This window comes from Duganella violaceipulchra, assembly GCF_019166075.1.
GTDB classification, from domain to species: Bacteria; Pseudomonadota; Gammaproteobacteria; order Burkholderiales; family Burkholderiaceae_D; genus Rugamonas; species Rugamonas violaceipulchra.
The window spans coordinates 324213-332609 of sequence record NZ_JAHTGR010000008.1 but is presented as its reverse complement, the minus strand read 5'-3'; the positions used below and the strand labels follow the sequence as shown (position 1 = coordinate 332609).

Sequence of the window (8397 nt, the reverse complement as noted above, 5' to 3'; positions counted from 1 at the left end):
GCGGGCGGGGGGCCGGCAGCCCGCGCCGCCGGCCGTGCCCTTGATGGAGGCGCCGCGCGTGGCGGTGCCGGCGCCGCTGCCGGTGCTGGTCGTGGTGGAAACACCGGCGCCGGTGGCGGCGCCGACGCCGGCGCCGGCGTCCGTCGCCCAGGGCGGCGGCGCCGGTTCCCAGGGTGGCGCCGCCGGGGGCGCCGGGGGCGAAGGCGGGCGGATCAAGACCATCAGTTCGGAGGTCGAGTATCTGCGCAAGCCGTCGCCGGAATACCCGGCCAAGGCGCGCCGCGAGCACGAGGAGGGCGACACGCTGATGCTGGTGCTGGTGTCCGAGGCGGGCGCGCCGCTGCGCGCCAGCGTGGAGAAATCCAGCGGCTCGGCGCGGCTGGACGAGGCGGCGCGCGTGGCCGTCATGGGGGCCTTGTTCAAGCCCTATATGGAAAACGGCAAGGCGCTCAGCGTGTATGCGCTGGTGCCGGTCAAGTTCCGCCTGAGCCGGGGCTAGGCGCGGCGCCCGCGCCCGCGCCGCCGGCGCCTACCGGCATCGACGCCGTCGATGTCGCACCGAGCTTGCTGTAGCAGACGAGAGAACTTTTGATGAAAAATGAATTTCAAGCATATTTTGAGGTCGACTCCCTGGCCAAGGCGCCCGAGCTGTTGTCCAGCGCGCTGCGCATGATGGGCGACTGGCTGGCCGGTACGCGCCCGCAGCCCTACCCGACGCTGTCGATGGCGGCGCTGAAACAGCGCTTCGACTGCGCCGGCATGCCGGCCGACGGCATGCCGCCCGACGCCTTGTTGCGGGCGCTCGACAGCGAGGTCTTCGAGCACTCGATACAGCTGAACCATCCGAAATATATCGGCCACATGACCCAGGCGCTGCCGTGGATCTCGGTGCTGGCCGAGGCCTTCATCGGCACCTTGAACCAGAACCAGGTGAAGGTCGAGACCGCCTATGTGTCGACGCTGATCGAAAAGCAGGTGATCGGCTGGTTCCATCAGCTGTGTTATCAAAACAGCGAGGCGTACTACGCCGACGCCTTCAACGCCACCAGCACGGCGCTGGGCAATATGGTCAGCGGCGGCACCACCGGCAACCTGACGGCGATGGCGGTGGCGCTGGAGCAGCGCCTGCCGGGCGTGCGCAAGCGCGGCCTGTACGCGGCCATGCGCGAAGCCGACTGCGCCGGCTTCGCGGTGCTGGGCTCGGCCCGCATCCACTACTCGATGAAGAAGGCGTTGGCCACCCTCGGGCTGGGGGAGGAGGCGATCCACGCGGTGCCGGTGGACGCCGACAACCGCGTCGACCTGGCGGCGCTGGAGCAGCGGATCGCCGCGCTGAAAAGCCGCGGCGTACAGATCCTGGCGCTGGTCGGGATCGCCGGCACCACCGAGACCGGGGCGATCGACCCGCTCGAGGCGCTGGCCGGCATCGCCCGGCGCGAAGGCGCCTGGTTCCACGTGGACGCGGCCTGGGGCGGCGCGCTGATGCTGTCGCCGGCGCACCGCGCGCTGTACCGCGGCGTCGAGCTGGCCGATTCGGTGGTGATCGACGGCCACAAGCTGCTGTGGGTCAGCATGGCGCAAAGCGTGGTGCTGTTCAAGGACAGCGCCAGCCTCAATGCCCTGAAACACCATGCCAACTACATCATCCGCAGCAGTTCGGGCGACCTCGGGCAGACCTCGCTGGAGGGCTCGCGCCGCTTCGACGCGCTCAAGCTGTGGCTCTCGTTCAAGTTGCTGGGCACCAATGGCTACGCGGCGCTGCTGGCGCAGTGCGGGGGCCTCGCGCAGTCGATGCAGGAATTGATCGGCAACGACGAGGACTTTGAATTGATCTCGGCCTCGTCGACGTTCATCCTGACCTACCGCTACGTGCCTTACCGCATGAAGCGGGAGCTGGCCGCCTACGCCGCCCAGGGCCGGCTGGACGATGCCGCCGCGCTCAACGGGTATTTGAACGCGCTGAACATCGCTTTGCAGACGCGCCAGAAGGAAAATGGACTGAGCTTTGTTTCGCGCACGATATTGGAATCGACCCGCCACGGCGGCGACATCGATGTGTTGCGCATCGTGCTGAGCAACGTCAGGACCAAGGTCGGGCATCTGAAGGACATCCTGGCCGAGCAGCGCCTGCTGGGCGAGCGCCTGCTGCTGGAGCTGGCGCGCCCGGCAGCGCGCTGAGCGCGGCGCGCCCGGGCGGCGGCGCCGTCCGCGGCGCGGCTAGCCCAGCAGTCCGCAACGGTTGGCGGCACGCACCGCTTCGCCGATCTTCTCGACGTTGAACTTGTCCTTGATGATGTCGAATTTGCGGTACAGATTGCTGGGTTTCATGCTCAGCTTGGCGCCTATCTCGGACACCACGCAGCCGTTTTTCGACAGCTGCAGCAGCTCGATTTCTTCCTCGTTGAGCTTGAATTTCTCGGCCGCCTTTTCCCGCAGGTGGTTGATCCACCAGTCCATCAGTTCCATGCCCAGCGCCCGGTAGAAGATGCGGAAGGTCTTCAGCTGCGGCTCGCCCACCTCCGGCGGGGCGTCGGCGCCGACATAGAGCATGCTGAGCCGCTCTTCCACATTGTTGCTGCTGTGGGTGGGCACCAGTATTCCGCTGAGAAATCCATATTTTCCCGCCATCTGCAGCATGTCTTGCTGTCCCTGGGTCCTGGGCAACACCTCGCTGCCGCACACCGGCGACGAGTTGCGCTTGGCGTATTCAAGAAACGGGTCGTTCATGAACCAGCGGCGCTTGTTGTACAGCTCGCACCATTCTTCGTCGGAACTCATGACATGGCGTTGGCTGAACTGCTCCGGCATGTGGTCGTCGGTGATGTGGATCGAGTAGACGTAGGAGGTCGCCCCCAGGTCGCCGATCAGGCGCTGGGTGAAGTCGGTCAGTTCGGCAGGGCTGTCGCAGGCGTGAATTTGCTCTAGAGCAGAATAGGCGTAGGTAGTCAGGGACATGGCGAGAAAGCTTCGTTGTTGTAAAAAAACGTATGGAATTTTCCGATGGTCTGAAACCATGACCGTTCTTCGACGATGGCAGGATTCTAATGAAAACGCCGTGCTTCGACACCTGACAATATTGCTAGTTATTTAATGCGGCCGCGCCCGTCCCTTAATTTTCCGCAACCTTTCAGTATGCATCAGGATGATAAAAATGCAAAGAAAACCAGGCGCTTTTTGATGCGTACCAACTTGCATGATAATTCTCCCGTCCGTCGTCGGACCGGCTTGCGCGCCAGCCGTCCTTGCGCGCCGACGCCGCTCCCCTCTCAGTGCGGCAAGACCAGATCGGAGTCTCTTCATGATGGAAAAAATCGGAATTTTGGGCGGCATGGGGTCGGCCGCGGGCCTGTATTTCGCCCAGCAGCTTATCGCGCTCAACACCACGGCCAGGCAGGACGTCGACCATGTGCCCTTCATCCTGTATTCGGATCCCCACATCCCGAACCGGGTCGAGGCGTTTCTGAACCGCAGCACCAATCCGGCGCCGTCGGTGGTGACGTCGCTGGACAAGCTCGCCACGCTGGGCGCGAACTTCGGCGTCGTCATCTGCAACACCGCGCACATTTATTTCGATGAAATTTCCGACCAGGTCAAGATGCCGTTGATCAATATGGTCGAGAACGCGGTCGAGCATATCGAGGCCAGCTTCCCGCAAGCGCGGGTGGGCCTGCTGGCCACCACCGCGACGGTCAAGTCGGGCTTGTACGCCCGCTACTTCAGCAAGCTGAACCGCTCGCTGGCCATCCCCGACGACGACGACCAGGCACTGTTAATGACCGCCATTTTTGATACGGAGTTCGGCATCAAGGCCACCGGCAACCTGCCCAGCATGAAGGCGATCGAAGTGTTGATCGAGGTCGCCACCCGCTTGCGCGAGCGTTCCGGCGCCACCCATTTGATACTGGGGTGCACCGAGCTGTCGTTCGCCATCCAGGGGCATCGCTGGGCCGGCTTCCAGATCATCGATCCGGTCAAGGTGCTGGCGCAACATTGCCTGGACCGCATGGCCACGGCACGCGGCAATATTTATTCGATTGCCGCCTAGCATGGCGGCCGCCTCCCAACAATTGAAAGACGAGATGCCGATGTCCCAAGTATTGCCCTACGTATGGCTGGCCGGCGCCGATGGCGTCGATATCCACGAGCTGTTGCAGACCCGCCGGCAAGAGCTGGACCGTTTGCTGCTGGAGCATGGCGCGATTCTGTTGCGGAATTTCGACGTCGGTTCGATGGAGAAGTTCCAGAGCTGCACCCAGCTGCTGGCCGGCGCCGCCGCCGCCTACATCGACGGCAACTCGCCGCGCACCAAGTTGAGCGAAAGCATCTACACCTCGACCGAGTATCCGGCCGAGCTGAGCATTTCGATGCACAACGAATTGTCATACAGCCATGCGTGGCCGGCGCGCCTGTATTTCTGCTGCATCACGGCGCCGCGCAGTGGCGGCAGCACGCTGATCGCCGACAGCCGCGCGCTGTTGCGCGAACTGCCGCCGGAAGTGCTGGCCGCGTTCGAGGAAAAAGGCGTGACCTATGTCCGCAACCTGCACGGCGGCGCCGGCGCGACCATCGGCAAGTCATGGCAGCAGACCTTTGAAACCGAGCAGCGCTCGGTGGTCGAACAGTACTGCAGGGATGGCGCGATCGAGTATGCATGGAAGCCCGATGGCGGCATACGCCTGATCCAGCGGCGCCCGGCCACCGCGCTGCACCCGCGCACCGGCGAACGGGTCTGGTTCAACCAGGTCGATCAGTTCCACCCGTCGACCAATCCGCCCGATGTCTACCAGGCCATCATGGAAATCTATGGCGACGATCCGTTCGAGATGCCGCAATACGGCTGCTTCGGCGACGGCACGCCGATTCCCGACAGCATGCTGGCGGCGGTGCGCGACGGTATGGCGCGCCTGAGCGTGGCCTTCCCCTGGGAGGCCGGCGACATGATGATCATCGACAATATGCTGACCGCCCACGGCCGCTCGCCGTTCACCGGCGCGCGCAAAATCCTGGTGTCGATGAGTAGTTGATTGCCGAACGCGGCCACGCCGCCCGACCCTGACGATGAAAGAACTATCGATGCCTACCCGCCGCCATCCGCCCGCCACCGGCCCGACCAGGCCGCTTTCCGATGCCTGCCGGCTTGCCGGTCCGCGCCGGCGGGAGGCCTAGATGCGCACGCGCAGCAAGAAACGCCTGGCGTTCGGCGCCGGCTTGCTGGCCGCCGTAGTGGGCGGCGCCTCCTACCTGCAGGCCAACCAGGAAGCGGTGGTGCCGGCGTCGAAATTCCACACCACCACCGTCGACGTCGGCGACATCACCCAGACCGTGACGGCCACCGGCACCATCAACCCGGTGGCCCTGATCAACGTCGGTTCGCAGATGTCGGGCACGGTGGCGGAGCTGAACGCCGACTTCAACGACCATGTCAGGAAGGGGCAGGTGCTGCTGAAGCTGGACCCGACCATCTTCAACGCCGGCGTGCGCAAGTCGCAGGCCGGGCTGGCGTCGGCGGCGGCGTCGCTGCGGCTGGCGCAGGCCACGTACGAGCGCAACGAACGCCTGGTGGCGCAGAACTATCTGTCGGCGCTGGTGCTCGACCAGGCGCGCCGCGAACTGGATGTCGCGCGCGCCAATTTCGAACTGGCCAAGGCCGAACTGGCGCACGCGCAGGCCGATCTCGACAACAGCGTGATCCGCGCGCCCATCGACGGCGTGGTGATCAAGCGCACCATCGAACTCGGCCAGACGGTCGCGGCCGCGTTCACCACGCCCAATCTGTTCCAGATCGCGCAGGACTTGACCAAGATGCAGATCGACACCAACGTCTCGGAGGCCGACGTCGGCGCGCTGAAAGACCGGCAGGCGGCGCGCTTCGTGGTCGACGCCTATCCCGACAAGGAGTTCGACGCCACCATGCGCCAGTTCCGGCTGGCGGCGACGGTGGCGCAAAACGTCGTCACCTACAATGTGGTGCTGGACGTGGCCAACCGCGATGAGCTGCTCAAGCCGGGCATGACGGCGCAGGTGCGCCTGGTGGTGGGCAACCGCCAGCACGTGCTGCGCATCCCGACCGCGGCGCTGCGCTTCCGGCTGTCGGACGAAGAGTTGGAGAAGGAAGCCAGGCTGCAAAAAGAGCGTGGTGGCGGATCGCCGGCGGTGGCGGCGCCGGCGGCCAGCGGCGACGATGTCGCCTTCCTCAACCAGGGCGAGCGCGCGCGCTCGTTCAAGATCTACAAGCTCGACGCGCGCAACCAGGCGGTGCCGGTCGACGTGCAGATCGGCCTGTCGAACTTCCGTTACACCGAGGTGCGTTCGGGGGCAATCAAGCCGGGCGACAAGGTGGTGGTCCGCGCGCTGACGCCGGGCGCTCCGGGCTTGCTGTGATGGGCGCGCCCGGCACCGCCGCCAGCGCGCTGATCGACATCCGCCAGGTCACCAAAAGCTATTTCTCCGGCGGCATGGAAACGCGGGTGTTGCACGGCATCGACCTGCTGGTGCCGCGCGGCGATTTCGTGGCCGTCATGGGACAGTCCGGCTCGGGCAAGTCGACCCTGATGAATATCTTCGGCTGCCTGGACCAGGCCAGCGCCGGCACCTATCTGTTGAACGGCGTCGATACGCTGTCGCTGTCGCGCGCCGAACTGGCGACCATCCGCAACCGCACCATCGGCTTCGTGTTCCAGAGCTTTAACCTGATCAAGCGCATGAGCGTGGCGGAAAATGTGGCCTTGCCGCTGATCTATGCCGGCGTGTCGCGCCGCCGGGCGCACGCCAAGGCCCTGCTGGAACTGGAGCGGGTGGGTCTGAAGGACTATGCCGGCCGCACGCCCAACCAGCTGTCCGGCGGGCAGCAGCAGCGGGCGGCGATCGCGCGCGCGCTGGTCGGCGATCCGCCGGTGCTGCTGGCCGACGAGCCCACCGGCAACCTCGACACCCAGACCAGCATCGAGATCATGGCCTCGTTCCAGCGGCTTAACCGGGAACGGGGGATCACGATCTTGCTCGTCACCCACGAGCCCGATATTGCAGCCTACAGCCAGCGGCTGATACGGCTCAAGGATGGCCGCGTGCTGTACGACGGCCCGCCGGGCGCGGAACTGGCCGCGCCGGCGGCGCAGATCCCCAACCATGCATAAGGTCGCGCCTGGCGACCGGATCGGAACCCACAGATGAATTTCTTGCAGATCGTGGTCGAGGCCCTGCGCTCGATGAACGCCAACCGCTTGCGCACGGTGCTGACCATGTTGGGCATCATCATCGGCATCACCTCGGTGGTGCTGCTGCTGGCGCTGGGCACCAGCATGCAGGGCTTCATCGGCAAGGAGCTCGAGCAGCTGGGCACCAATATGCTGTTCGTGGTGCCGGGCGGCGATCGCTCCGGCGGCCAGCGCGCGCGGGTGGACGCGGTGCCGGTGCTGACGATGCAGGACGCGGCGGCGATGAACAGGCTGCCCAGCCTGGTGGGGGCGGCGCCGGTGCTGCAGGCCAACTTCAATCTGGCGGTGGGCAATGAAACCACCAACACCGCGGTGCGCGGCATCACCCCGACCATGTTCAAGATCCGCAACTGGAAGCTGGAGCAGGGCACCCTGTTCAGCGACGCCGACGTGCACGCGGCCGCGCGCATGGTCATCATCGGGCGCAAGCTGGCCGACCAGTTTTTCTACAAGGTCGATCCGCTCGGCAAGTTCATCCGCATCGAGAACGTCGCCTTCCAAGTGGTCGGCGTGCTGCACGGCGAGGGCAAGCAGGTCGACGGCGGCGAGGACCTGTCCGAGCTGGTGCTGGTGCCGATCAGCGCCGCCCGCGCCAACCTGATCCGCGGTGCGGTCGCGGACAGCGTGCACTACATCGTGGCCCAAGGGCGCTCCGGCCTGGCGCTGCCGGACGGCATCGCCGATATCAACGACACGCTGCGCGACCGCCACCACATCAAGTACGAGCAACCCGACGATTTTCATATCGAGAATCTGGCCTCGTTCGCGGAAACCGCGCAAAAGATCAGCACCGGCATCGCCGCCTTGCTGGGCCTGATCGGCGCCATCTCGCTGATTGTCGGCGGCATCGGCATCATGAATATCATGCTGGTCTCGGTGACCGAGCGCACCCGCGAGATCGGCATCCGCATGGCGATCGGCGCCAAGCCGCGCGACGTGCTGTGGCAGTTTCTCACCGAGGCGGTGGTGATCTGTCTGGCGGGCGGGGCGGTCGGCATCCTGCTGGCGACCGGGACCGCCTCGCTGATCACCGCCCACAGCAAATTCGGAGTCTGGGTGTCGCCGCGGGAGGTGCTGGTGGCGTGCGGATTTTCCAGCCTGGTCGGGGTGTTCTTCGGGTTTTATCCGGCGCGCCGCGCCTCGGTGCTGTTGCCGGTCGAATGCCTGCGCTATGAGTGAGGCC

The 8397-nt window shown here is 65.4% G+C and carries 8 protein-coding genes; 7 read left to right on the top strand and 1 reads right to left on the bottom strand.

Annotated elements, in window-relative coordinates:
* Together KVP70_RS17370 and KVP70_RS17365 are read left to right on the top strand one after the other, a co-directional pair.
* Positions 1-499: energy transducer TonB (locus tag KVP70_RS17370; RefSeq protein ID WP_217943453.1), on the top strand; the 499-nt coding region annotated here is incomplete at its 5' end.
* A 92-nt stretch (positions 500-591) separates the two neighbouring features.
* The gene (locus tag KVP70_RS17365; protein ID WP_217943452.1) at positions 592-2178 is read left to right on the top strand and encodes a pyridoxal phosphate-dependent decarboxylase family protein; all 1587 of its coding nucleotides are present in this window, start codon (positions 592-594) and stop codon (positions 2176-2178) included.
* 39 nt (positions 2179-2217) lie between these two features.
* On the opposite strand, the gene KVP70_RS17360 is transcribed toward KVP70_RS17365, so the two are convergent.
* The gene (locus KVP70_RS17360; RefSeq protein ID WP_217943451.1) at positions 2218-2955 is read right to left on the bottom strand and encodes a helix-turn-helix transcriptional regulator; all 738 of its coding nucleotides are present in this window, start codon (positions 2953-2955) and stop codon (positions 2218-2220) included.
* A 343-nt stretch (positions 2956-3298) separates the two neighbouring features.
* Between KVP70_RS17360 and cuyB the strand changes: the two genes are divergently transcribed.
* The 5 genes from cuyB (at position 3299) to KVP70_RS17335 (ending at position 8393) form a co-directional block, all read left to right on the top strand.
* Positions 3299-4045 (top strand): cysteate racemase, encoded by a 747-nt coding sequence (gene cuyB, locus KVP70_RS17355; RefSeq protein WP_217943450.1) that lies wholly within the window; start codon positions 3299-3301, stop codon positions 4043-4045.
* Between the two features lie 40 nt (positions 4046-4085).
* Positions 4086-5024, top strand: a complete 939-nt coding sequence (locus tag KVP70_RS17350; RefSeq protein ID WP_217943449.1) for a TauD/TfdA family dioxygenase — start codon at positions 4086-4088, stop codon at positions 5022-5024.
* Positions 5025-5166: 142 nt separating this feature from the next.
* Positions 5167-6381 (top strand): efflux RND transporter periplasmic adaptor subunit, encoded by a 1215-nt coding sequence (locus KVP70_RS17345; protein WP_217943448.1) that lies wholly within the window; start codon positions 5167-5169, stop codon positions 6379-6381.
* Positions 6381-7133 (top strand): ABC transporter ATP-binding protein, encoded by a 753-nt coding sequence (locus KVP70_RS17340; RefSeq protein ID WP_217943447.1) that lies wholly within the window; start codon positions 6381-6383, stop codon positions 7131-7133. Before KVP70_RS17345 ends, KVP70_RS17340 begins: the two co-directional genes overlap by 1 nt.
* A 33-nt stretch (positions 7134-7166) precedes the next feature.
* The gene (locus tag KVP70_RS17335) at positions 7167-8393 is read left to right on the top strand and encodes an ABC transporter permease (RefSeq protein WP_229224877.1); all 1227 of its coding nucleotides are present in this window, start codon (positions 7167-7169) and stop codon (positions 8391-8393) included.
* Positions 8394-8397: the final 4 nt, after the last annotated feature.

What these genes read in the sequence shown, in the direction of transcription:
- KVP70_RS17335 (WP_229224877.1), top strand. Translation starts at nt 7,167, where the DNA reads ATGAATTTCTTGCAGATCGTGGTCGAGGCCCTGCGCTCGATGAACGCC.
- cuyB (WP_217943450.1), top strand. Translation starts at nt 3,299, where the DNA reads ATGATGGAAAAAATCGGAATTTTGGGCGGCATGGGGTCGGCCGCGGGC.
- KVP70_RS17350 (WP_217943449.1), top strand. Translation starts at nt 4,086, where the DNA reads ATGTCCCAAGTATTGCCCTACGTATGGCTGGCCGGCGCCGATGGCGTC.
- KVP70_RS17360 (WP_217943451.1), bottom strand. Translation starts at nt 2,955, where the DNA reads ATGTCCCTGACTACCTACGCCTATTCTGCTCTAGAGCAAATTCACGCC.
- KVP70_RS17345 (WP_217943448.1), top strand. Translation starts at nt 5,167, where the DNA reads ATGCGCACGCGCAGCAAGAAACGCCTGGCGTTCGGCGCCGGCTTGCTG.
- KVP70_RS17340 (WP_217943447.1), top strand. Translation starts at nt 6,381, where the DNA reads ATGGGCGCGCCCGGCACCGCCGCCAGCGCGCTGATCGACATCCGCCAG.
- KVP70_RS17365 (WP_217943452.1), top strand. Translation starts at nt 592, where the DNA reads ATGAAAAATGAATTTCAAGCATATTTTGAGGTCGACTCCCTGGCCAAG.